We start from the raw sequence: 24,630 nt of genomic DNA on the forward strand, positions 1-24,630 counted from the left end.
CAAACTATTGATTAACATATAGTGATTTTTTGTATCGCCTGAATATGTGTCATATTTGAAAAATAATGTTTCAAATTTGCGATACACTGAAATGCTAGAATCAATTAGCGTGAATTGATTAAAAGGCTATTTAGTCAAATGCCATGTCAGCAACTATGCGAAATACTATGTTTAACTCTTCTGTCGCCGCCATCTCCCCCGCTTCAGCCATCACTTCCTCTTATCGTCCGCAAGTCGTGGTGCTGATCAGTCACTTGCGACGCCCTGATTTTCCTAGTCGGCTGGCACAAGTGGTACAAGAGGTCATGCCTGCTTATGAAGCCAATGCCCGTATTCAAGTTGTCGATACGGCCCTTTCGGATGCTTTGCAGATTGCGCGTGAACTTGAGAAGAACAACGCTGTAGATGTTTTTGTGTGTGCCAGTGCGACTGCAGCCTATCTGCGAAAACGTCTCTCCAGCGCCGTAATCTCGATGCGCGTGGGCGGACCGGATTTATTGCGCACACTGGACCAGGCCCGTATTGTCTCGCCAAAAGTGGCGATTCTCAGCTATCGAAGGATTAATGCGGATCTCGACAAAATGGGGCCGCTGTTCACTGTACAAATTCGGCAAGAAAGTTACACCACATTGGAAGAGGCGAGGCGCATTGTTCAACGCCTGGCGGTAGATGGCTATAAGGTGCTGATCGGTTCTTCGTCGACTACGGATCTGGCAAAAGAAGCGGGTATCGAAGGTATCTTATCGTTGACAACAGATGCCGTGCGAAAAGCGCTGGACGACGCATTGGCGATATGTCGTAGCCAGAGAATTGAGGTGGTTAAAAGTCAGCGACTTAACGCCGTTCTACAACATTTGACTGACGGCGTCATCGCGGTTGATAGCAAAGGCGATGTACAGTCGATTAACCCGTCAATGTTACGGCTTCTCGATGTGAGTCTGGAATGGGCGCAAGGACGACCGATTAGTTCCGTTGCTCCGGGATTGGATGTAACCGACGTTCTACGCACAGGAATTAGCGAAGAGAATCGGGTAATTTTGATCAGTCATAAGTCAGGCGTCAGGCCAGAGAATAAGCTCGGTGAAAAGCCAAATGAAAAGATCGGTACTTTCGGAGACGACAAAGTAAGCAATAAATCGGGCAATACGCTTAGTAATCGTACGGTGATCGCTAACATCATGCCGATTCATGAGGACGGAATACTGACTGGAGCGGTGCTGACCTGTCAGGAGATGACGGCAGTGCAGCGCGCAGACCGACGTATTCGTTCTGCTACACGACCTAGCCAGTTTACGGCCAAATACCAGTTGGATCAGATAAATGGGCATTGCCCCGAAATTCGTGAAGTAGTGCGTCTCGCTCAGCGCTATGCCAGTACCGATTCAACCATTCTGGTGACGGGAGAAAGTGGAACCGGAAAGGAACTCCTCGCGCAAGGTATTCATAATGCGAGCCGCCGTCATCGTGGTCCATTTGTCCCGATCAACTGTGCGGGCTTTCCTGAGACGTTAATTGAAAGCGAATTGTTTGGTTATGAAGAGGGCGCTTTTACTGGCTCACGCAAAGGTGGGAAGCCTGGTTTGTTTGAAGCAGCGCATACCGGCACGGTATTTTTGGATGAAATAGGCGATATGCCGGTTTTTTTACAAACGCGGCTACTCCGCGTTTTGCAAGAACGTGAAGTGTTACGTCTGGGGGCCACAGAGCCGATCCCGATTGATATTCGGATTGTGGCGGCTACGCATTGTGATCTTCGTCAGCGGATACGCGAGGGGCGATTCCGTGAAGATCTATTTTATCGATTGAATATTTTACGTCTGGAGGTACCCTCCTTGCGTGAGAGAAAAGCCGATATTCCAGTTATTGCACGTAGCGTATTGCAGCATATGATTGCGCGTTCGGATAAGCCGATACAGATTGATCTGTTGCTTGAAGCACTCACACCTTATCTGCAAGAATATCACTGGCCAGGCAATATTCGGGAGCTTGAGAATATTATTGAACGTGCGGCATTATCGGTCGGTGATTTGGCCCAAGGTCGCGGTATTGACCAACACTGGCTGCGTAGTCTGGTCCCGGAGTTTTTTGAAAAGTCAGCCAGGATAGATTTTACAGATGGTATAGAGGGGATATCAACAGTAGGATCTGTCCCCGCAGTGTCTGATTTGCGCTCTCTAAGCAAAGCCGCAGAAATTTCGCATATCAAACAGGTACTCGACGATTGCGATGGCAATCTGGAAAGTGCAGCTCGCCAATTAGGCGTAAGTCGATCAACCTTGTGGCGGCGCTTGCGTTCCGGTCGGATAGTGGAATAGAAATAGGGTTTTTCAATTGCGTCCAACGTGTCATTTTTGTTTTGAGATTATCGCGCGCGATTGTGTTCGGTTGATTGTCTAAAATTGTGACCGGAAAAACACACAAAAATGCGCTGCGGGAATGCGCAAAAAATTATAGTGCGCGAAAGATATGTCCGGCAAATTGCACTCGGGAATATTATCCGATCGAGTTGTCGGGTAGATGTGAAGGCATTGAATAACTTTATTTCCCAGGTGATATTTTCATGGCGGATGTTGCATAATATTTAATTAATACATAATGTTTTATATCGTTTATGATCGGATTTTATGACCTTCTAAATGGTATGAAATGCTTCGCCGTCGCCTTCCTGTTTCCCTAAAGTTATCGGCGACTTGCATTTTGATGTTCGGATTACTTGTGTCCGTTGCGTTGTTTTTCTGGGTCTGTCATCAAGAGCAGCACAGCGAACAGATTAATTTTGAACGGCGTGCGCAGTTCCGGGCGGCAATGGTGAAACAGGGCATGCGGGATGCCGTGGAAGCGCTACGCGTGGTCAATCAGTTATTTGCGACAGACGGCAATGTCACTCGGGAGCAATTCCATTCTTTCACGCAGCCGCTGCAAGAACGCTATCCCTATATTGAAGCATTTGGCTTTCATCGATTGGTTTCTGCAGCGCAGAGATCTGCCTTTGAGGCGCGTATTCGTGCGCACTCTCCCGGTTTTACCATCGATGACATGGTCAACGGAAAGCGTGTAGTTGCAGGCGTAAAGAAAATTTATCGGGTGGTTGAATATATTGAACCGATGAAAGGTAATGAAGAAGTTTTTATTGTAGATGCCTCTTCTTTACCCTATCAAAATGAAGCGATTCAACGTGCCGAAGATACCGGTCTGCCTTCGGCAACCGGGTTGTTTCGATTCTTCAGGGTGACGGGTGAGCAGCGCGGTTTCCACATTATGATGGCGGTGTACCGGGATGGTGCGGCCCATGATAGTGTTGCTTCACGGCGACTCGCTGTCGTTGGCTATACCGTGGCGATGTTAAGGGCCGGCGATCTGTTTGAGAAAATATTTGCACCTTCGGATGGCTTTGCGAATGCTGGTCTGGATGTTCGTGTGTACGCTTCAGCGGCGGCGGATGAAAGCAAGCGTGTATATGGTGCATCAACTAGCATGGACGGTCAGCTTGACGGTAGGTGGTCGGAATGGATGCTTGGCGCTTCACCGCAACCTCTTGGCTATAGCATTGATATCGCAGGTACGACATGGCACATGATCGTTTCTGCACTTCCTAATCCGTTCATGGCAAGCCATGCCAGCGCAGTGTATGTCCTGATAATGGGGCTCATGGCCACGCTCGCCGCTACTGCTTACTTACAGTCGAACGCATTGGCCGCTCAGGGCGTAAAAAAATTAGTGACTCAGCGTACCGCCGAACTTAAACAGGTAAACCATCTGTTGATTGCAGATATCAAAGCGCGGAAACGGGCCGAAGAGGCGCTCCAGATTTCTCGCGCAAAGCTGCGCAAAATGGTTGATCACCAAGAGAGTATCAAAGAAGAGGAGCGCAAACGGATTGCGCGAGAAATACACGATGACCTGGGCGGCGTATTAACCGGCATTAAAGCAAACGTCTCGGTGTCTATCGAACGGGCTATCCGCGCAGGATACGCTGCAGACCCATTACTCCTTGAAGCAGCCGATCAGGCAGATACGGCCATCGAAACTGTTCGCCGCGTGATTTCTGACTTGCGACCAAGCGTGCTCGATCAGCTTGGCGTATGGGCGGCGTTGGAGTGGTACGCGGAGCAAATTCAAGAGCGGACCGGACTCCTTTGCATCTGCAGTATTAGCGAAAGCGCTGGCAAGATTGATCTTGATCCCGAGCGTAGCACGATGTTGTTTCGGGTAGTGCAGGAAGCGCTCACGAACGTGGTGCGACATGCTGGCGCAACTCAGGTATTGATCGTAATATTGCACGAAAAAAACACCATCATTGCAGATATTAGAGATAACGGTAAAGGCATTGATGCGCAGCAATTACTCAATGGCGAGGCTTGGGGTATCTTGGGTATGCATGAGCGTACGCGGCATTTCGGAGGAGAGTTAAAAGTCAGTGGCGTGTCAGGTGTTGGTACGGCGGTGCTGTTGCGCCTGCCATTGGAACAGGATTATGTTGAATAAAAAAATAAAAGTATTACTTGTGGACGATCATGCTGTCGTAAGAAACGGGGTGCGACTGATGCTGAGTGTGGCACAGGATATCTTGGTAATGGGCGAGGCAGAAACAGCCGAGCAAGCAGCAAGGATGGTGAGAAAACAGGAGTTCGATGTTGCGTTGGTAGATATCGCACTCGCGGGACAAAGTGGTCTGGATCTGTTGAAGCGTCTGCGTGTCGAAAAGCCGACATTGGCTGTGTTGATTCTTTCGATGTATTCCGAAGAAGTGTATGCGGTCAGGGCGCTTAAGTTAGGTGCGGCCGGTTATCTGACCAAGAGCAATTCAGCTACAACGATGATTGAAGCAGTACGAAAAGCCGCCACAGGGGGGAAATATCTCAGTCCAGCCTTGGTAGAACGGTTAGCAAACATGATTGGGAATGACCGCGTGATCCCGCATGAGGCACTTTCTGATCGCGAACTGGAGGTGCTAAAACTGCTTGCACTGGGTGAAAGCTTGGTTAACATCGCCAAAAAACTACATCTAAGTCCGAAAACCGTCACGACTCACCGAACCCACATTTTGGAAAAAATGGGTATGAGTAGTAATACTGCTTTGGTGCGCTACGCCTTGGAAAATGGCCTCCTGATTTGATGGCACGCGCAAGGCGTGTCAGTTGGTTTCCGTCAGCAATAAGTCTGGTTATAGCAAAATATTCTCATTCCATATGGAACATTGTTTCTGTGTGGTATCAGGCAATCCCTTATACATAAAACTGTATTCCCCGATGGTAACTATCCCCTTGATTGGGGATACTGGTTGTGGAATCGCGATTTTATGCACCTTCTTTGCAGTTGCGGTGGTTTATCATTTTTATTGCTGTAAGGCTATTTATGGGGAGATATATATGTCGATTTCCAACGAATCGTACGGCACCATGGTTGCCGATTTTATTAATTCACAGCGCGCATTATCGAGGACACTTGGAGAAGCCTCTAGTGGCTGCTCTGAGGAATTAATGCGCGTTAGTATGTTTGCTGTTAAAACCGGGCTCGCAGAGAGCATAGTTTTTACCCGTCAATTAATGACCGCGGTCAATGCTAGTGATCGGTTTGAATTGATCTCCGCTCGGATGCAAGCGCGGATAGAAAGTTCTCTTTCTCTCACGCAACGGATTAGCGACATTTGCTTCAATGCACGATCACAGATGAGCGATGCAGTTCAGCGACAGATAGAAGTCGTAAAACCCAATGTTGATGGCATAGAAAATAATGTTGTGATCGCGGCGATTGATGGTCTGGAAATTCCTGCCGAAGTTACGGAGCCAGTAGTAATCAACGCGCAACAAGAGCCTGACAATTTAATTAGGTTAGAGAAAAATAAATTGCAGATCGACAAGATTTGACTGAAATTTATGTAGTTGATTTACCCTAAATAACCAAAATCGTTACGACGAACCGTCGGCGTCCTTCACCGGCGAACCGCTCATGAGTAGCGACAAAAATAAGATGGAGACGTACAGATGAAACGTATTGCGTTAGTGACTGGTGGTATGGGTGGCTTGGGTGAAGCGGTGTGCATAAAGTTGGCTGCCTTGGGTTATCAGGTAGTGACGACTTATTCACCTGGTAATAAAACAGTGGATCAATGGTTGACGGCAATGCGTAAGATGGATTTTGAATTTCGTGCTTACCCGTGTGACGTCGCGGATTACGAGTCCGCCAGAGAGTGTATCAAAATGATTCAGACCGAAATTGGCGCCGTTGATGTGCTGGTTAACAACGCCGGTATAACGAGAGATATGACATTCAAGAAAATGGATAAAACCAACTGGGATGCAGTGATGAGTACCAATTTGGACTCAGTGTTCAACATGACCAAACCGGTCTGCGATGGCATGGTCGAGCGTGGTTGGGGGCGTATTGTGAATATTTCGTCGGTCAACGGTCAAAAAGGCGCATTCGGTCAAACCAATTATGCCGCGGCAAAAGCGGGTATGCATGGCTTCACCAAGGCTTTAGCGCTGGAAGTAGCGCGAAAAGGCGTAACTGTTAACACGATTTCGCCAGGGTATATCGGCACCAAGATGGTCATGGCGATTGATAAAGAGGTATTAGAGGCCAAAATCATTCCGCAAATTCCAATGGGACGCTTGGGGAAGCCAGAAGAGATAGCAGGGTTGGTCGCATACCTTGCATCGGATGAGGCGGCATTTTTGACAGGCGCGAATATTGCGATCAACGGTGGACAACATATGTCCTGAAGTGGACTGGATTCGTCGAAGTAAGGAGTTACTTATCGTTGATGTAGAAGCAGTGGAGCGCGCTGACCAGCGCATTCGCAGAGAATTTATTTTTAAAAATTTGTGCAACGTCTGGGGCGTCTCGGAAAAAGCGAATAAGGACAATATGGAACGCCAACAAAAAAGTAATCCGGAGATGCGGGAAATTGGACATCTTCAACCGGCCTTATTCGCAGAGCTTACAGCGCTTCGCTCCTGTGACGACAGTGAATTTGAGGACGGTTTCAGCACGTTTATTGTGAACCTTAAAGAGGATTTTTTTATTAAAGAAAAATTAATGGAGTCCAAGAATGTTCGTCAAGTCAAAGCCTATAAAAAAACGCATGCGGAGTTATTGATGCTGCTGCAACATGCGGAAGCACGTGCGATGTTAAAAGACCTCAATCTTGGTCGAAAAATTGTAGATATGCTTCCGCATTGGTACCTTCGCCATTGTTTTGTTTGATGGCATAAGCGTAATTCTTTCATTCGTGTGTCCGGTCATGAATGAGAAAGACGACTTTTAAGCGTTTTTTAACCAGACATTGGTTTTACTTTCATCCGAATTTTCAGGATGGATGTCGTTGTACTGATTAATCGGGGACGCATTAGACGGTCTTCATACGCTTATTTGAATTTTCTGTGGGATCAAAGGCGATCCTGCTCAAGATTGTTCATTCAAAATATCGCCTGTCCTACCCTCGTGCGTGCGCGTCCAATGTCAGATCATGCTTAAACATTAATTGAGGCTCAGCAATGCCGATTTTCTGGAATGGCTACTTGATAGCTCTCTCTTTATTGGTTCCTATGTTCGGCGTATTTGCAGCGCTTTCCCATGTTGAAAATATGCGCGAAAGTAACGGCAGAGTGGCATTTTTATTGATGTGCTGTGGCGCCGGTACGTTGGGAGTAGCTATATGGTCGATGCATTTTATTGGAATGTTAGCATTCAATATGCCAATTCGTATGGCATACGATATTTCGCTCATCGCCTTGTCAATCGTACCTGCCATAGCGGGCACACTTGCCGCGTTTTTGTTAGTTCAAAATCAAAAGTTAACGTTGGATCGGATTTTAATCGGTGGAACTGTAATGGGCCTTGGCATCGCTGCGATGCACTACACCGGTATGGCGGCATTGAAAATGCAGCCCGCCATTAGCTATGATCCATTGTTGTTCTCCCTGTCGATTTTTATCGCGATTGCTGCGTCTATTGGAGCTCTTCTGATCGTTTTCAGTGGGGAAAAAAAAGCACCGATGGCACTTAAACAGCAAATGATGGGTGCTATGGTGATGGGGTTTGCTGTTGCTGCCATGCATTACACGGCGATGGCTGGAGCGAGCTTTTCTGCCCATAGTTTTTGTATGGCTAAGGGTTTCGGTATTGACACCACTTCACTTGCTTTGATTGTGACGGCTCTGGTGCTGATTTTGTTCATGGGAAGTTTTATTATTAGCACTTTCAGGCGCAGCGCCGTGCTGGAAAAACTGCGTATGGCCCATTCGCGGTTAATGTTGCACAGTCATGAGCTCTCGGAGGTAGAAGATAAACTGTCTGGAATTTTAGAGTCCATTCCGATGGTGCTCTGGTCTGTCTCTACCACGCACGAGCTACTTTATATAAACCAGGCTGCCGATGTTATTTATGGTCGTGCGGTGGCCGATTTTAAAGCTGATCCAGCGTTGTGGAGAAGTATTGTTCATCCGGATGACCGGTTGCGCGTGATGCAATGGCTGGTGCAAGTGTTAGCCGCTAAGCCTCTAACGCTCAAATATCGGATCGTACGTCCAGACGGTGAAATTCGCTGGTTAGAGGACCGCGCGAGGACAGTACGTGATGCGGAAGGACACCCGTTGCGTCTGGATGGCGTTGCGACAGATATTTCTGAACGCAAGGCGAGTGACGAACGGATTGAATATCTGGCGAATTACGACGCTTTAACGAACCTCCCTAACCGCAATTTGTTGATGAACAGATTGCATCAGGGATTAATCCGGGCACGCCGATCACATGGAAAACTGGGAATTTTATTTCTGAACATTGATCGGTTTAAAAATATCAATGACTCCTTCGGACACCCTTTCGGCGACAGCTTGCTCAAGGAGTTCGCGCACCGTTTGAAATTAACATTACGAGAGGGCGATACAGTCGCCCGTCTAGGAGGTGACGAGTTTGTGATCATCCTGAGCGATATACGCGAATCTGGGAATGCAGCGCATTTAGCGATGCGGGTTTTAAAAACATTCTCACAATCAGTCTTTTCGGGCGGTCGCGAACTGCATGTTACGACCAGTATCGGCGTCAGTGTTTATCCTGAAGATGGCGACGAAGCGGATTTGTTGCTGAAGCATGCGGACGTCGCGATGCTCCGTGCAAAAAAGGAGCAGGGCGGTAATTGTTTTCAGTGCTATACGCTGGAAATGGGGTGTAAAGCTCTGGAAAAAGCAAAGCTCGAACATGCCTTACATCAGGCACTCGATAATAAAGAGTTCGTTTTGCATTATCAACCGCAGATAGATTTACAAAGCGGCCACATCGTCAGCATTGAAGCATTGATACGCTGGAATCATCCAGAAATGGGTGCGATTCCCCCAGGACGCTTTATTCAGTTGGCAGAAGAAACCGGGTTGATCATTCCGATTGGCGAATGGGTGTTAAAAACAGCGTGCGCTCAATTGAGTGCATGGCGCGATGAAGGGTTCCAGTTGAATGTTGCCGTCAACGTATCGGGGCGGCAGCTTGAGCAAAAAAATATGCCTTTAATGGTGCAGTCCATATTGGCTAGTAGCGGGCTGGATCCGTCATGTCTTGAGCTCGAGTTGACAGAAAGTATGTTGATGAATGATTCCGAAGGCACGATTTTAATATTGAATCAGTTGAAAGAAATCGGCATCAAGATGTCAATTGATGATTTTGGAACCGGTTTCTCTAGTCTGAGTTACCTCACGCGGTTTCCTGTCGACATTATTAAAATTGATCAATCATTCATTGCAAATTTAGATAAAAAACCGGAAGCCGGATCCATTATTCTGACTGTCATTGCACTCGCAAAATCGCTTGCACTTCGTACCGTCGCCGAAGGGGTTGAGACGGTTGAACAATTGGATTTTTTACATGCGAACGCGTGTGATGCAATCCAAGGTTATTATTTTAGTCGACCATTACCCAGTAGCGAAGTCCTCGCATTATTGCGTTCAGGGAAACGCCTAAGCCTCGACAGCGTTGCGCTATCCGGTCCAGCCCTCCAATTGATTCGATGTTAGTAATCCACTTCCATGACCCGACTTTTTATCCCCACCCTGTTGATGATTTTTTTTATTACCGTATTTCTCACCGCATGCAATCGGCAAAATGCAACGGACGATAGCGGTGCTAACGGTACTGCGCCAGCCGGTTCAGTCCTGAAAGGACATTTGCTGATAACTGGATCAAGTACGACAGCACCGTTGATGGCACAAATTGTCAAACGTTATCAGTTGCTGCATCCAAACGTTAACATTAGGATCGAAATGGGTGGTGCCGAGCGTGGTATTACCGATACGCGGAATGGTATCGCGGACATAGGAATGGTATCGCGACTGGTGACAGATGAAGATGTCTACTTGAAGGGTTTTCCGGTTGCACGCGATGGTGCCGGATTGATTATCCATAAAAGTAATCCGGTAACGTCGCTGACTTCATCCCAGATTGCGGATATTTTTAGAGGGCGTATCAAAAACTGGAAAAAGGTGGGGGGGGTAGATGCTCCGATCATGGTCATAAACCGAGAGGAAGGGCGTGGTACCGTGGTACTGTTTATGCATCATTTTAAGATGAACTATAGCGAGATGAAGGCAGAACAAGTCTTGGGTGAAAATGCCGATGTCATTGATGCAGTTGCAGCAAGCTCGAATGCAATTTCGTTGATGTCAGTTATCGTAGCCGAAGATCAAATACGGGGAAGTGTTCCGATCAAGATTCTATCGGTTGATGGGATTGCAGCAACCCAAGCGAATATTTTCAGCGGTGATTATCCGCTGACGCGGCCGCTGATGCTCGTAACACGCGGTCTTCCACAAGGTTTAGCCAAAAAATTAATTGAGTATTCTCTTTCCCCTCAGGTGGCCGATATCATTGATAAAATGGGCTTTGTGCCCTACCAGGAATGATGGCGCTTCTGCGGCTTATAGTAGCGCTACTTCGGAAATTTTGGACGTTTTGCACAGTACCTTCCATGAGTTTAAGCGGCTCTCTAGCGGCTGGTTTTGGTGTGGTTCTGGGACTTTTTGCGATTGTTCTTGCGTTTGCTATTTCGGCAGAGCGTACGACGGTTGGAGATTTCAACAAACTTTTGGCCGTCGATATCAAAACTGCTGGTTTGAGTCAAAAGAGCGTCGTATCGATGATGAACGCGCGGCGTTACGAAAAAGCATTTTTAATGACATATCATGAGTTCGGCTTTGAGGAAGCTAAGTCGCGTTACGTGATGCTGATGCAAGCCAATCTGGCTGATGCTCGGCAGTCGCTTGAGGATATTCGCCATTTAGTAACCGCTCCACGTTCGCTAGAACAACTTAGGTTGGCAGTGGACGGTATCGATAATTACGAAAAATCTTTTGTCACTGTCGTAAATCTGCACGGGCGATTAGGGTATATCGATACCGGTCTAGAGGGTGAATTCAGGGATATGGGCCGGCAGATGGAGGCGCTGCTAAATCGAGACAAGGAACCCTTACTTATAATCGACATTTTGACGATACGTCGACATGAAAAGGATTATTTGTGGCGTGGTCGCAGTATTGACAATCAAGTTGTTCAATTGGCGCTAACCAAATTTAGAAAAGATGTTTCTTTGGCAGTAAAGGGTGATCGCGAGAAAAAATTATTTGAGTTAGCGGACCTTTACGAAATACATTTTTCAAATTACGTAGAAACAAATCTGCAAATCGAGCGTGAAAAACGTCGCTATCTGGCTGCAGCCCAGACTATCGAACCCTATTTGGAAAACTTGTTAGCTCACGCTTTGACTAAAAGCAACGTGACCCAAAATATGATTCTCAGAAAGGCAATGCGGACCGAGAGATTGATCGAGGCAGTTGGTGTGATTGCTATCTTTCTTGGCATCTTGATGGCATGGAAGGTGTCGCAACGGATTACGACGGCGATCGGCCTAATGATAATCTTCGCCAAGCGTATCACCGCCGGTGATCTGCGTACTCGTACTTACACTGGTAAAGATGAGTTCGGCGTACTTGGCCGCTCATTAAATCACATGGCAAATGCGCTGCAAGAGGCGATACAGGCACGGGAAGATCGTGCATCGGAACTAGAAAGTATTAACGCGACATTGAAAAATGAAATTATTGGTCGAAAACAAGCAGAACTGGAGATAAGAGAAGCTAATGCAGCGCTGGAGCAACGCGTCTTAGACCGGACCGCAGAGTTGGTAAAAAGCGAAAAACGTTTCCGCCAGTTGGTGGACTTGTCATCAGATTGGCATTGGGAGCAAGATGAGAGTTTTTGTTTTGTCGTTATTTCGAATGCATTGACGACGCTTTGTGGCCAACATATTCAGCAATACGTTGGACGTCCACGGTGGGATATGCCGACTAACTTGACTCCAGACCAATGGGCAGCCCATCGGCTAATATTGAATGCTCATCAAACGTTTTCCGATTTTGAATTCCAGATTTTATTTGATCCTGCTAATCCTCAATGGTTAAGCGTCTCGGGTGAACCGCAGTTCGATGTTCATGGCACGTTTACCGGTTATCACGGAATGGGAAAGGATATTACAGAACGTAGGAAAATCGAAGAAAGCATCAAACATCTTTCACTCCATGACGTGTTGACCGGGCTACCTAATCGGACCTTGCTGCATGATCGTCTGGCGCAAGCATTGACCTATGCGGCACGTTATACACACGCTGTCTGGGTCTTGTTTATCGACCTTGATGACTTTAAGTGCGTCAATGACACATTTGGACACAAAGCTGGTGACAAGGTGTTGAATTTGGTTGCAAAACGGCTTCAATCGGCTGTCCGTGAAAGCGATACCGTAGCGCGTTTGGGAGGAGATGAATTTGTTTTGGTGTTGGCAGAACACACGCATGGTGAGGAAATTTCGAGTGCGATAGAGCGTATTATGAAAAAATTGAGTCCGCCATTAATCATTGACGAGAAAGAGATTACTCTGGGATGCAGTATCGGTATTTCTTCGTATCCCCGCGATGCGACCGATGCTGATGCGCTAGTCGATTGTGCGGACGTGGCAATGTACCGTGCCAAGCAACGCGGTCGTAATAACATTCAGTTTTATGAATACAAAGCGAAAGAGAGGCTAAGAACTAAAAACGATTTTCGTTACGTCTCTTAGGCCCACAAAATTATATAGTTGAGAGGACGATGTGGAAGAATCGCACTTTTTTGATTCTTCTTACGGCCCTCATTCCCTTTAGATCTCTTGAATTGGTCTGTATCTTGCCGTCAAACCTGGACTCAGAGACACGACTTAAATGACAGATGAATCATCGTTGCCAGTATCGTTATCATTGGAAGCAATGTCATCTGCGCTACTGTCCGAATTATCCGAGCTTGAATCGTCGCCGTAATAATTATTGACGGTGGTATTTTCTACAGTTCCAGCTGATGGGACCATGCCATTTTGATTCATTAGTCCTGAACCGCTGTTCGGGTGCATTAGATGTTCAATTCCCTGAAATAAAAATGCACCGCCCGCGACGCCAGCTGCAGTAGCAGCAACGGTCCCAAGTATATTGCCAGCACCACCGCCAAAAAATCCCGGTGATGCGGTTGGCGCGGCACTTTGCATAGTCGATGCTGGCTGATATACCGGCGCTGGCGCAGCCATCATAGGTGCCGCCGGGCGGGTCGTCGGCGCAGGCGCTGAATTACCCCAGGCATTTGCATCGAAGAAATTGCCTGCTGGCGCAGCCTGCAGCGCTTGCGATTGTATTTGGCGCTGTAATGTGGCGATTTGCGTTTTTGCGGTATTTAATGCTTGCTCCATCAATAGCGTGCGCTGGACGAGAAGGTAGGCCGCGTCCGGTTGTTGTGCGACAGCATTATTGATCACCGCATCGGCTTGCGGATCTTTCGCAATGCCGCGTACCTGAATAAGCTGATTCAAAAAGTCCTGCAGCGACTGGGTTTCTTGTGGTGACATGTTTGTTGCTCCTTTGGCAGCGAAGGGAAGTAGTTTCGACCAATATTATGCGCTTTATTTGCAACCGGGAGTCGGTGGGGGCTGCTTTGATTCTGGCTAGCTATGGTGAAATTATCTTCCGTGTACCAGCCAAAAAACGTGACCATTGAAACTGCCGTTGTTAAGTACTCAATTAGAGGCGAAAACACTTTGACGAACACGCAATGGATCCACATAATTCAGAGGTAACGTTACGAACAGAGTCTTTGTTAAATCTGATGACTCCTATGGAAAAGGAAAGTTGATTCTTTTTTGAACTACTTATTTATCCTATTTTGACCATACAAAAAATGACAATGTGATGTTCTTTCATCGCACAAATACCGGAGACCGCAGCATGTTTAATGCAATATTGCTTAACAAGAATGATGATGGGTCAACTAGCGCCAAATTGACTCAGATTAGCGATGAACAATTACCAGCAGATGGGGATGTAACGGTCCGTATTGATTATTCCACCGTTAATTACAAAGACGGCTTGGCGATTACCGGTAAAGCGCCGGTAGTGCGCAACTGGCCAATGGTGCCGGGCATTGATGGCGCGGGAGAAGTGATTGCATCTTCCCACCCGGATTGGAAAGTGGGGGACGCATTTATCCTCAACGGTTGGGGTGTTGGAGAAACGCATATGGGTTGCCTCGGGCAACGTGCCAAACTGAAAGGCGATTGGCTGATTAAACGACCCGCAGGCATGTCGGCACGGACGGCGATGGCGATCGGCACAGCAGGTTACACGGCGATGTTGAGCGCAATTGCGTTGCAAGAGCAAGGTGTCGATAAGGGCGACGGTGAGATTTTGGTCACCGGCGCTTCGGGCGGCGTCGGAAGTATTGCTATTGCCATTTTGTCGGGTTGGGGTTATCGGGTAGTTGCGTCAACCGGTAAGTTGGACGAGTCCGATTATCTGAAATCTTTGGGGGCGACGGAGATCATTGATCGTGCAACCTTATCAGCCCCGGGAAAACCATTGCAAAGAGAGCGCTGGGCGGGAGTCATCGATTCAGTTGGCTCGCATACGCTGATGAATGCCGTCGCGCAAACTTGTTACGGTGGAACGGTCACGGCATGCGGTTTAGCGCAAGGGCTAGATTTTCCAGCGTCGGTTGCTCCGTTCATTTTACGCGGTGTCAAATTGATCGGGATCGATAGTGTGATGGCACCGTTGAATAAGCGCATCGCTGCGTGGCAATGTCTGGCCGATGAGTTGGACCTGGATAAACTGGCCACGATCACGCAGGAGATTTCACTTGCTGAGGCGCTGGTTAAGGCACCTGAAATTCTGGCAGGAAAAGTACGGGGTCGTCTGGTGGTGAACGTTAATGCCTGAGATGGTCAGCGACTGCTTACCTTTTTAAGCTAGATATAATCAGCAAGGTCATAGATAGCTATGTAAAAGATAGCAAGACGTCAAAATGCCGGGCGTGCCCGGCATTCTGGTAGGAATTGCGTTGAGTTAAATCGTAGTAAACGATCTTTAACCACATAATCTGCTACCTATAAGAAGCACAATGTCCCAGGATTATTTACATCCTCAGTAACAGTGTTACGCGGTAACTGCTACTTGCTCCGCAGGGGCAACTACTTCTTCGTCATCAAACGAATTCCGGATCAGGTGATCGAATGCACTCAACGATGCTTTAGCACCTTCGCCCACGGCAATCACGATCTGCTTGAATGGGACCGTTGTGACGTCACCCGCTGCAAACACACCAGGAATAGAAGTTTGACCTTTTGCGTCTATTTCGATCTCACCATGACGCGATAAAGCAACCGTGCCTTTTAACCATTCAGTGTTTGGCACCAAGCCGATTTGGACGAATACGCCTTCCAGTTCAACCTTTTTGCTGTTGCCTGACACGCGATCGGTGTAGCTTAAGCCATTAACTTTTTTGCCGTCGCCATGGATTTCTGTGGTTTGTGCTGAAGTATGAATCGTTACGTTGCCAAGACTTTTCAGTTTCCGTTGCAGGACCGCGTCAGCGCGCAACTCTGCACCGAATTCGATCAGGGTGACGTGGCCGACGATACCAGCCAGATCAATTGCTGCCTCGACACCAGAATTGCCGCCGCCGATAACCGCCACGCGTTTGCCCTTGAATAACGGACCATCACAATGCGGGCAATAGGCAACGCCGTGGTTACGGTATTGCTGTTCGCCAGGAACATTGATCTCTCTCCAGCGTGCACCGGTGGCGAGAATAACGGTTTTGCTTTTCAAGATGGCGCCGCTTGCAGTTTTGATTTCGATCAGCTTGCCAGGAACCATACTTGTGGCCCGTTGCAAGTTCATGATGTCGACTTCGTACGACTTAACGTGCTGCTCCAGCGCGACCGCAAAATGCGGACCATCGGTTTCTTTCACCGAGACAAAATTTTCAATCGCCAACGTATCGAGAACCTGACCACCAAAACGCTCCGCCAGGACACCTGTGCGGATGCCTTTACGTGCTGCATAAATTGCGGCAGCCGCGCCAGCAGGTCCGCCGCCGACGATCAATACGTCAAACACTTCTTTACTGCTAAGTTGTTCGGCCTTACGTGTACTTGCACCACTATCCAGTTTTGCGAGGATTTCTTCGACGCCGGAACGACCTTGGCCGAACACTTCACCGTTCATATACATAGTCGGTACAGCCATGATCTGGCGACTCTCGACTTCTTTTTGAAACAGGGCGCCGTCGATCGTGACAGTGCGAATACGCGGGTTGATGATCGACATGACGTTGAGCGCCTGAACAACTTCAGGGCAGCTTTGGCATGACAAAGAAATATAGGTTTCAAACTGATAGTCGCCGTCCAGATTGCGGATTTGTTCAATCACAGCATCGTCCAGCTTGACTGGATGGCCACCAACTTGTAGCAGCGCTAAAACCAACGAGGTAAATTCATGGCCCAACGGAATACCGGCAAAACGTACGCTGATATCTGTTCCAGGGCGGTTAATACTAAACGACGGCTTGCGCTCTTCGTCGTCAGTGCGTTCAACCAACGTAATGCGGTCGCTCAACAGGAGGATTTCCTGGAGCATGGCCTGCAATTCGCGGGATTTGTCGCTATCATCGAGAGACGCGATGATCTCAATCGGCTGCACGACCTTTTCCAAATAGGTTTTCAACTGGGTTTTGAGATTTGCATCTAACATGATGTTGCTTTCTATTTAAATAATTTTTGAAGCCGGTCTGGACAATTCCCGACCGGCGTCGGTGTTGCTAGTAGACCCTGAGTGGGATCTTAGATCTTGCCAACCAAATCAAGCGATGGTGTTAATGTTGCAGCGCCTTCAGTCCATTTCGCAGGGCAAACTTCGCCTGGATGTGATGCGACGTATTGTGCTGCTTTTACTTTACGCATCAATTCTGAAGCGTCGCGGCCAATACCGTTGTCATGCACTTCCATGACCTTGATCTGACCTTCTGGATTGATCACAAAAGTACCGCGCAGTGCCATGCCTTCTTCTTCGATCAACACTTCGAAGTTGCGTGACAACACAGCAGTTGGGTCACCGATCAGTGCGTATTGCACTTTTTTGATGGCTTCTGATGTGTCGTGCCATGCTTTGTGAGCGAAATGGCTATCAGTTGATACGCCGTAGACTTCAACGCCCAATTTTTGGAATTCAGCATAGTTATCGGCCAGATCTTCTAATTCTGTCGGGCAAACAAAAGTGAAATCTGCTGGGTAAAACATAACGATAGACCACTTGCCTTTGAAGGATTCTTCAGTCAAGTCAATGAACTTGCCGTTCTGGTAAGCGGTTGCTTTGAATGGTTTTACTTGGGTATTGATGAGAGACATTGTGTTTTCCTCTAAGGGGTTGTGAATCATTAAGACTGAAGTGTAAAGAATCCAGATCCATATGTAAAATTAATTATTAAATTATATTCAATAAATTTTAGCTATCGACTGGTGGGATTAAAGATCGTATGATGCGATCTTCGAGCGCTTTTTCGAAATCCCATACGCCCTATGAAAAAAGCCGTTTTCCTCATGAGGGACACGGCCTTTTTGTAGAATGTTGCGCTGATGTTGCTATTACTATTGCTAATTAATAATTAATTAATTTTGTTAAAGGCCCAGTTCACTGAGACTCGGGTGATCGTCTGGACGACGTCCCAATGGCCAGTGAAACTGACGATCAGTCTCTTTGATAGGGAGATCGTTGATACTGGCATGACGTACAGCCATCAGGCCTTGGGCATCGAATTCCCAGTTTTCATTGCCATAAGAACGAAACCAATTGCCCGCATCGTCGTGCCATTCATACGCAAAACGTACTGCAATACGGTTGTCCGCACACGCCCATAGTTCTTTGATCAGACGATAGTCCAGCTCCCGATTCCACTTGCGTGTGAGCAGCGCAGCAATCTCTTTTCTGCCAGTAATAAATTCCGCCCGATTACGCCATTTGCTTTCTTCGGTGTAGGCCATTGAGACCCGCTCGGGGTCGCGTGAGTTCCATCCGTCTTCGGCTGCGCGTACTTTTTGGCGTGCAGTCTCGGGCGTAAACGGAGGTAGCGGCGGCCTGGACGTGTTCTCTGTCATACAAAACTCCAATATAAGAAGCCAAGCGAATTGGTCGAACTAACAGTGTTGAGAACAGGATACCAATCAAGCGTTAAGGCGAGCATTTTGCGGAAACATTTGTTTGCGCGCATCGTCATCCATCTCTGCCTTAAAGGTGAACTTTGTTTTTAATGCCTCTGCGCGCTGCGCTGCCGGTCTGGCGTTGATTTCGTCTAAGTGGCGCTTCAAGTTCGGGAGCTGATCCCATGCATCTGGTCCAAGGATGAATGGAACGGCGCGAGCCCAACCCCAGACCGCCATATCGACTAGGGTATAGGTGTCGCCTAGCATATAGCGGTGCTTTGCCAGTTGCGCCTCAAGGATGGCGTAATGGCGTTCCGCTTCAAAGATGTAACGATTGACCGCGTATTCCTTCGGCTCAGGCGCGAAATGTTTAAAGTGGACTGCCTGACCAGAATACGGACCGATCCCGCTGGCGACAAACATCAACCATGACAACATCTGACCGCGCGCAGCCGGTGTATCTGCAGGCAGAAATTGACCCGATTTTTCAGCCAGGTATAGCAGGATTGCGTTGCTGTCAAACACCGTCGCATCGCCATCAACAATTGCAGGTGTCTTTGCATTTGGGTTGATTTTAAGGAATGCCGGCAAGTGTTGTTCGCCTTTGCGGGTATCGATCGGAATCGCTTCATAGGGAAGGCCGGACTCCTCGAGAAAAAGCGCCACCTTGAGTGGATTTGGTGAAGGATGGAAATATAACTGAATCATGATGATGTCCTTTTCTGGTTAATGTTGAGAACTTGCTCAATGGGAAATATGTGCTGCCGAATCCGTGTCTGCTGATAATACACGCATCCCCGAAACGCTTCAGCGCACCTTCTGATAGCCAAATTCTTACCGTCAATTTTGGGATGCGGGTATTAACAATGCTTCTAACGACCCGGGCGATACATGCGGAACAAGCTTTGAGGTAGGGTTTGAAAGTAGTCGCCAGGCCCACCGCCGCGCAGAATTGGTTCAGCGGCGGCGGTATCGTAGACGCCGTCGACCAGTAGTGCCGTATTAATGTGCACGCCAACGACTTCGCCTAACACGAGCCAACTCTCTACCGCCGCTCCTGACACGCCGCGTAACTGGATAACTTGGGTCAATTTACATTCGAACGAGACCGGGCTTTCGCCTACGCGTGGAGGGCCAACTATGTTTGAGCGGACCGGCGTAAGTCCGGCTAGCTCAAATTCGCTGACGGTGGGAGCGACTGGCGCCGAGCATTGGTTCATGGCTTCTGCTAATGGCATGGTGGCTAAATTCCAGACGAATTCGCCAGTGGCTTCGATGTTGTTAAGCGTGTCTTTGCGTCCGATACTGGAAAATCCAACGATGGGTGGCGTGTAATTGAATGCATTGAAAAAACTATACGGTGCCAGATTAAGTTTCCCGTCGGCATCCTGCGATGAAATCCAGCCGATGGGGCGTGGGCCGACAATGGCATTGAAAGGATCATGTGGCAGACGATGGCCCTGCGATGGCTGGTAGAAGTGGATTGAATCTGTCATGGTGTTTATGGCTTCTTGTTACAGTCTAGGTCTGGTGTGTCGCTGAAATGTGGTCACCCGTGCACAACCATTTTTATATGCTTTAGGAAGATAACGTTAATATGCAGAATGGATTGTAGTGGATGGGGTTATTAGAATAGCGCGGACGCCAGCGTACCAGTAATATCGAAACGGCGAGTGTCATGCCAAGTTAACGGTTTTCATGCATAGTATTAGCGCGTGAAGAAAAACACTATGACCGATCTGATTCGCGGGGTAATCATGGAGAGTACTTCGTGGAGATCACTAAAAGCGGTCTGTGAGGTTCCGCAAGCTTGGTTATAAATCGCAAGATTGCTCTATGCACCCTTTATTTTCCCAATATTTTTAAGGATTAAGCTATGCCAGATACCAAACTCGCTAATATTCGAGCGTGTGTTTTCGATGCCTATGGAACCTTGTTTGACGTCAATAGTGCAGCCGAACAGGTGCAAGACATGCTGGGAGATAAATGGCGTCCGCTGGCCGACATGTGGCGCACCAAGCAGCTTCAATATACGTGGCTGCGCAGCCTGACCGGACGACACGCGGATTTTTGGGATGTTACCGGTGATGCGCTCGACTTTGCACTAGAGAGTTTAAAGGTAACCGATGCGGGTTTGCGTCAGCGGTTACTCGATCTTTATTTGCAACTCCGCCCTTATCCTGAAGTCGAGAGTACGTTAGTTGCCTTGAAAGCTAGCGGCTTACGATGTGGGATTCTTTCAAATGGTTCGGCAGGTATGTTGTCGAGCGCGGTCAACAATGCCGGTATTGGTCATTTACTTGACGCTGTGCTGTCAGTGGATGAAGCAGGGATATTTAAGCCGCATCCGTCTGTGTATCAAATGGCGGTCGACCAATTCGGCTTAATGCCGAGTGAGATATGTTTTGTGTCTTCCAACGGCTGGGATGCTTATTCTGCCAAAGCATTTGGCTTTCGCGTCATCTGGTGTAATCGTTTTGCGCAACCTGCGGAGAGAATTCCCGATACGCCCGACGGTGAAATTATCAATTTGTCAGAGTTGCTGGGGATCGTTGGCGCCCGGTGACCTTCTTTTGATGTTCTCCCGTTCGGTAAGTGTTGGTAAATGTACCATGGTTTTATCGTATCAAAGGAGTGCTGAGATCAGTGATAGCGTTGGCGTGATTCTCTTTTAGATGCAAGGCTTCAAACTGTTCTAGCGGAAGCGGTCGGCTAAATAAATATCCTTGATAAGCACTGCAGCCGTTATTGGAAAGGAACGTCATCTGCGATGCCGTTTCTACCCCCTCTGCGATAACCGATAAACCGAGACTTTGCGCAAGTGCCACGATAGTCCGAACAATGGCGGCATCGTTCGGGTCCGTAAGGACATCTCTGACGAAAGTTTGATCGATTTTGAGTTGATCGAGTGGTAGGCGCTTAAGATGGGAAAGTGACGAATAACCCGTCCCGAAATCATCTAAAGAGAAGCGGATGCCCAATGCGATCAAGGCGCTCATCTTGATGATAATATCTTCCACGTTCACGAGCAGCATACTTTCGGTCAGCTCAAGCTTCAGCATGCGAGGATCAGCCCCCGTCAGCTCTAGCAATTCCGTTACGTCTTTGACGAAGTCTGGTTGTCTGAACTGACGCATACTGACGTTGACCGCCAGCGTCAGGTGCGAGGTTTCCGGTCGCAATGACCACACGACAAGTTGGGAACAGGCTGTTTCCAGAACCCAACGTCCCAACGTAAGGATTAACCCGTTCTCTTCAGCTGCCGGGATAAACTCGGCAGGACTCACCAATCCCCGTTTCGGATGCTGCCAGCGTATCAGTGCTTCGGCCCCGGTCCAACGTCCGCTATGATCTACCTGCGCCTGATAATAGAGAATAAATTGTGCGTCTTGTTGCCCGTGACGCAAATCAATCTCAAGCTCTGCGCGGGCAGAAACGGCTGCTTGCATATCGGGCTCGAAGAATCGTAAAGTGTTACGGCCCGCTGACTTTGCCTGATACATGGCAAGATCGGCGCGTTTCAGCAGATCATCTGTCGATTCGTCCCGTCCGCTGAACAGCGTGACGCCGATACTTGATGTGCTGCGGTACAAGTGATCAGCTAGTTGATACGGCTGATTCAGGTGCATCAGGATTTTTTCGCCGACTTGTTCAACCTGAACTGCTGCCGCTTCAAGGTTTTCGCTTAGTTCACTGATCATGATGACAAACTCATCCCCGCCTAGTCGGGCGACAGTGTCGGCAGTGCGTACGCAACTCACAAGGCGCCTGGCGACTTCTTGCAATAGAAGATCGCCCTTGTCATGACCGAGCGTGTCGTTGATGGTCTTGAAGTTATCAAGATCTATAAATAATAACGCGTTGTGTAATTTATTACGCGTGCTGATAGCCTGGACGTGTTCTAACCGATCAATAAGAAGGCGGCGGTTTGGCAGACGTGTAAGAGGATCGTAGAATGCCAACTGCCAAATTTCTTCTTTTGCTGCTCTGCGTCCGATGAACTGACCAATTTGCAAGCCTATAGATCGCGTTACTGCAAGCAGCGCGGGGTCGGAGTGGCGCACATCACGGGCGTAAAATTCCATTACGCCATACAGTTCAGTACCGATTTTGATTGGAAATGCGAACGCGCCCAACGGTCCGGCTGTGGATGTCATCTGTGTAAGCTTGAAACCGGCGTGTTCGGCAACGTGGGGGATCCATAGCGGTTCGCCTGTTGACCAAACACGTTGGATCAATTCGGGCATGATCGAGGCCGGTGGACGTTGCTTGCCCATGCTGACAAATGCGCTTAAATCGCTTGATGCCGCGCTCCATGACTCACCGCGTGTCAGGATTTGTGCTGATCTATCCCAATGCCAGCAAGCACCGCAGTCCCATCCGAGTGTTTCGCAAACGGTCTGAATTATTTTTGGAACAACGTCCTCAAGGGTCTCGGATTTTGCCAGTAACAAGGTGACGGTATATTCCATCGCCTGTTGCTGCTGGTTTTGTTTCTGCTCGCTGATATCTCTACCCACGCCGACAATGCCGCCACTGCGCGTATGTTGCTCTGTCACCTCCAGCCAGCGTCCATCGCTTAGCCGTAATGTGTGTGTGGGGTGACTTGGGTCGCGATGGCGCCGGACTTGTTCTGCGACCCACGCTTCCACATTGCCGTGAAATGCTGGCTCGATTACTTCTCCTTTGGCAAGCGATGATCGCACAATATCTTCAAAGCGCATCCCGGCGATTTCTTCGAATCGTTCGAAATCTGTATAACTCCGGGCGAACTTTCGATTACATAAGACCAAGCGGTCATCGGCGTCAAATAACCCGAAGACTTCGGTCAGGCTTTCGATAGCATCTACCAACGACGCGCGCGCCGCCGCCGCCTGATCGCGCGCAAGGGTGAGTGCTTCTTCCTGAGCATTATGTTCGGTGGTATCCATGACGGTGCCGCGCAAGAAGGTTGTCGGCCCTGCGACATCGAATACTAACTGTCCTAGCAAGTGGACCCAGCGAATTTCACCGGTCGGCAAAATGATACGAAATTGAGAGTCTATGGTGCCGCTCTCGGAGCGCGTGGCGTCCATCAACGTGTAGTAATGGGTATGATCTTCGGGATGTACTATTTGCAGGAACTGCGCGTCCGTCGGTGCTGGAAGGGTGGGGTCAATGCCGAACAAGCGGTAGGTTTCCAGCGACCAAATAGCGGAGCGATGAACGAGATCAAACGTCCAGCTTCCAAGTCCAGCCGTGCGCTGAGCCACAGCCAGGCTTGATTCGCTGGCCAAAACCTGTTGCAACACACTGGCAAGTTCGGCGTTGGTTTTACGTAACTGGTTGCGTAATCCACTAATAAAACTACCCATGGTAGCGAACCAGGGCAAGGTGAGTGCGAGAGTCAGCCACTGCAATACTTCAAGACGCAAGTCTAGGGATTGAGGTTTAAATCGTATCAATAGTCCAATTATCAGGCCATAAGCGACCAAAATACTCGCAGCGTAAATCAGTAAGGCACGGCTCGAGAACTGTAGAACGCTGAACAGAAAAGCCATCAGCAAAAGTATGATAAATACCGACCGTCCTCCGTTCGCCGCGTACATGGTGTATAGCGTGATCAGCGTTGCCGCTCCCATTTGAGGAAGGGCCAGATTCGGATCTCGACATTTGAGATTGAGTCCGCTCCGGAATAATACGTAAAAAATGACTACTCCGAGCAACACCATCGTGCTGCTTTGATAGAAAGAATTAAGTGACAGAAGGCCCTGGAAGTAGCAAACAAACATCAGGCAAATCGCCAACAAGGATGTCCCGGCAGCCATAAAATAGCGACGCATGCGAAGTGCCTGTTTAGGGTCGTACTGGCGTACGAATAAAACGTTGGGGAATGTCTGCGGATGTAGTGATTTCCCCGACTCCTGATGTGATTGTGCATCCAGGAGGTTGTGGTCTTTTAACGTCTGCTCGCTCGAAAGTATGGTCTTCTTCAACTTATTCTGTGGCATGTGAGGAGAGAATGTGCTGCTTGTGTTACTGCTACCTGCTTCTAATCACTTAAGCTAAGGAGTCCGTGTGTGGCGAATGATTGTTTAACGCTGCATCTGTTCCAG

18 protein-coding genes are annotated in these 24,630 nt (G+C 48.4%); 11 read left to right on the plus strand and 7 right to left on the minus strand.

What is annotated here, in order from left to right:
* Nucleotides 1-167: 167 nt before the first annotated feature.
* The 9 genes from prpR (at nt 168) to ACXX82_RS15545 (ending at nt 13,099) form a co-directional block, all read left to right on the plus strand.
* A complete protein-coding gene (gene prpR / locus ACXX82_RS15505; protein WP_458563217.1) occupies nt 168-2,315 on the plus strand; it encodes a propionate catabolism operon regulatory protein PrpR in 2,148 nt (715 codons plus the stop codon).
* 400 nt (nt 2,316-2,715) lie between these two features.
* Nucleotides 2,716-4,485 carry a sensor histidine kinase gene (locus tag ACXX82_RS15510; RefSeq protein ID WP_458563218.1) on the plus strand — a complete coding sequence of 590 codons (1,770 nt, stop codon included), beginning with the start codon at nt 2,716-2,718 and terminating at the stop codon, nt 4,483-4,485.
* Entirely contained in the window at nt 4,475-5,116 is a 642-nt protein-coding gene (locus tag ACXX82_RS15515) for a response regulator (RefSeq protein ID WP_458563219.1), read from the plus strand. Before ACXX82_RS15510 ends, ACXX82_RS15515 begins: the two co-directional genes overlap by 11 nt.
* Before the next feature lie 22 nt (nt 5,117-5,138).
* Nucleotides 5,139-5,867: a phasin family protein gene (locus tag ACXX82_RS15520; protein ID WP_458563220.1), complete on the plus strand. Its 729-nt coding sequence runs from the start codon at nt 5,139-5,141 to the stop codon at nt 5,865-5,867.
* Nucleotides 5,868-5,984: 117 nt separating this feature from the next.
* Nucleotides 5,985-6,725, plus strand: a complete 741-nt coding sequence (gene phbB, locus ACXX82_RS15525) for an acetoacetyl-CoA reductase (protein ID WP_322236318.1) — start codon at nt 5,985-5,987, stop codon at nt 6,723-6,725.
* Between the two features lies 1 nt (nt 6,726).
* Entirely contained in the window at nt 6,727-7,209 is a 483-nt protein-coding gene (locus ACXX82_RS15530; RefSeq protein ID WP_323506081.1) for a hypothetical protein, read from the plus strand.
* Nucleotides 7,210-7,499: 290 nt separating this feature from the next.
* On the plus strand, nt 7,500-10,007 hold the full coding sequence (locus tag ACXX82_RS15535; protein ID WP_458563221.1) for an EAL domain-containing protein: 2,508 nt from the start codon (nt 7,500-7,502) through the stop codon (nt 10,005-10,007).
* Nucleotides 10,008-10,019: 12 nt separating this feature from the next.
* Nucleotides 10,020-10,892 (plus strand): phosphate ABC transporter substrate-binding protein, encoded by an 873-nt coding sequence (locus ACXX82_RS15540; protein ID WP_322236326.1) that lies wholly within the window; start codon nt 10,020-10,022, stop codon nt 10,890-10,892.
* Between the two features lie 65 nt (nt 10,893-10,957).
* A complete protein-coding gene (locus ACXX82_RS15545; protein WP_458563222.1) occupies nt 10,958-13,099 on the plus strand; it encodes a diguanylate cyclase domain-containing protein in 2,142 nt (713 codons plus the stop codon).
* A gap of 135 nt (nt 13,100-13,234) precedes the next feature.
* Here the strand turns inward: ACXX82_RS15545 and ACXX82_RS15550 are convergent, their stop codons facing one another.
* Nucleotides 13,235-13,909, minus strand: coding sequence for a DUF2076 domain-containing protein (locus ACXX82_RS15550; protein ID WP_458563223.1), 675 nt, complete (start codon nt 13,907-13,909; stop codon nt 13,235-13,237).
* Nucleotides 13,910-14,285: 376 nt separating this feature from the next.
* Between ACXX82_RS15550 and acuI the strand changes: the two genes are divergently transcribed.
* Entirely contained in the window at nt 14,286-15,275 is a 990-nt protein-coding gene (gene acuI, locus ACXX82_RS15555; RefSeq protein WP_322236332.1) for an acrylyl-CoA reductase (NADPH), read from the plus strand.
* Between the two features lie 216 nt (nt 15,276-15,491).
* Here the strand turns inward: acuI and ahpF are convergent, their stop codons facing one another.
* The 5 genes from ahpF to ACXX82_RS15580 all read right to left on the minus strand — a co-directional run bounded on the left by ahpF (nt 15,492) and on the right by ACXX82_RS15580 (nt 20,031).
* A complete protein-coding gene (ahpF, locus tag ACXX82_RS15560) occupies nt 15,492-17,090 on the minus strand; it encodes an alkyl hydroperoxide reductase subunit F (RefSeq protein WP_322236334.1) in 1,599 nt (532 codons plus the stop codon).
* Between the two features lie 89 nt (nt 17,091-17,179).
* Entirely contained in the window at nt 17,180-17,743 is a 564-nt protein-coding gene (gene ahpC / locus ACXX82_RS15565) for an alkyl hydroperoxide reductase subunit C (protein ID WP_322236336.1), read from the minus strand.
* 270 nt (nt 17,744-18,013) lie between these two features.
* Nucleotides 18,014-18,490, minus strand: a complete 477-nt coding sequence (locus ACXX82_RS15570; RefSeq protein ID WP_458563224.1) for a nuclear transport factor 2 family protein — start codon at nt 18,488-18,490, stop codon at nt 18,014-18,016.
* A 66-nt stretch (nt 18,491-18,556) separates the two neighbouring features.
* A complete protein-coding gene (locus ACXX82_RS15575; RefSeq protein ID WP_322236340.1) occupies nt 18,557-19,243 on the minus strand; it encodes a glutathione S-transferase family protein in 687 nt (228 codons plus the stop codon).
* A 164-nt stretch (nt 19,244-19,407) separates the two neighbouring features.
* Nucleotides 19,408-20,031 carry a flavin reductase family protein gene (locus ACXX82_RS15580; protein WP_322236342.1) on the minus strand — a complete coding sequence of 208 codons (624 nt, stop codon included), beginning with the start codon at nt 20,029-20,031 and terminating at the stop codon, nt 19,408-19,410.
* A 380-nt stretch (nt 20,032-20,411) separates the two neighbouring features.
* Between ACXX82_RS15580 and ACXX82_RS15585 the strand changes: the two genes are divergently transcribed.
* Nucleotides 20,412-21,101: a haloacid dehalogenase type II gene (locus tag ACXX82_RS15585; protein ID WP_323506086.1), complete on the plus strand. Its 690-nt coding sequence runs from the start codon at nt 20,412-20,414 to the stop codon at nt 21,099-21,101.
* Between the two features lie 52 nt (nt 21,102-21,153).
* Here ACXX82_RS15585 and ACXX82_RS15590 read toward each other — a convergent pair whose 3' ends face one another.
* Complete coding sequence (locus ACXX82_RS15590) at nt 21,154-24,525, minus strand: sensor domain-containing protein (protein ID WP_458563225.1); 3,372 nt, start codon at nt 24,523-24,525, stop codon at nt 21,154-21,156.
* Between the last annotated feature and the right edge of the window lie 105 nt (nt 24,526-24,630).

It is taken from the genome of Glaciimonas sp. GNP009 (assembly GCF_054343755.1).